Consider the following 1,150-nt stretch of genomic DNA (forward strand, 5'->3'; position numbering starts at 1 on the left):
GGCTGGCGGTACAGGTGGTAGACGATGGGCGGCCCGGCGGTGGAGAACAGCCCGCCCAGCACCCCCGAGACCAGGCCCACACCCCACAGCACGCCCGGCGGCGACGGCGTGGCGCGCGGCCGGGAGCGCGCCAGCAGCAGCACCGCGCAGGCGATGATGGACACGCCCAGCACGATGCGCAGGCCGTGCAGCGTGTGGCCGCTCAGCCAGGCCAGCAGGGCCAGGCCGATGGCCACGCCGGCGATGCCGCTCGCGAGCAGGGGCCTGAGCAGGTCCCAGCGCGGCTCGAAGGGGTGGTTGCGCAGGTACACCAGGCCGTTGGCGGCCGACAGCACGGTGGCGATGTTGGCGGCTTCCGGAATCGGCAGCAGCTGCAGCGCCCCGGCCGCGCCCACGAAGATCAGCGCGAAGGCGAAGCCCGTCAGGTTCTGGCACAGCGAGGCCACCGCCGCCAGCAGCGCCATCTGGGCGTGGGCCGTCAGGTCCACCGCAATACCCTCAACCGCCAAGCTGCGCCAGCCGCTCGGGCGTGCCCACGTCCACCCACGGGCCGGTGTAGAGCTCGCCCGTCACGCGGCCCGCGCCCATCGCCCGGCGCAGCAACGGCGCCAGCGGCGCGGCCACGCCCTGCGGGTTGCCGGGCGCGATGTCGCACCAGGGCGGCGCGAACAGCTCGGCGCGCAGCAGGGCGAGGGTGCTGTAGGTGTGGCGCGCTGCGCTGCCGGCCTCGGGCAGGTCCCGCACGCGGCCATCCGGCGCCAGGCCGAAGTCCCCGCGCGGGTGGTGTGCCGGGTTGGGCACCAGCCACAGGTGGGCCAGGGCATCGCCGGCGGCAAAGCGCTGCGCGGCCGCGGCGTCGAAGCGGAATTCCGGCGCGAACACATCGCCCGCGGCCAGCCAGAACACCGGCGCGTCCAGCAGCGGCAGCGCGCGGGCGATGCCGCCGGCGGTCTCCAGGGCGTGGCCGAAGTCCTGCGCCTCGTGGGAATAGCGCAGCGCCAGCGGCGCAGCGCCGGGCACCGCGAAGCGATCGCCCAGGCGCTGCGGTATCTGCGCGCCCAGCCAGGCGGTGTTGATGACCGCGCGCGCCACGCCCGCGGCGGCCAGCGCGCGCAGGTGCCACTCCAGCAGCGGGCGGCCGCGCACCGCC

The 1,150-nt window shown here is 76.1% G+C and carries 2 protein-coding genes; both read right to left on the reverse strand.

From position 1 onward, the window contains the following. Positions 1-488: sulfite exporter TauE/SafE family protein (locus tag A612_RS09635; protein ID WP_019374288.1), on the reverse strand; the 488-nt coding region annotated here is incomplete at its 3' end. Between the two features lie 10 nt (positions 489-498). Beyond that, positions 499-1,150: glycosyltransferase family protein (locus tag A612_RS09640; RefSeq protein WP_019374289.1), on the reverse strand; the 652-nt coding region annotated here is incomplete at its 5' end.

This window comes from Melaminivora alkalimesophila, assembly GCF_000282995.1.
Classification (GTDB): Bacteria; Pseudomonadota; Gammaproteobacteria; order Burkholderiales; family Burkholderiaceae_C; genus Melaminivora; species Melaminivora alkalimesophila.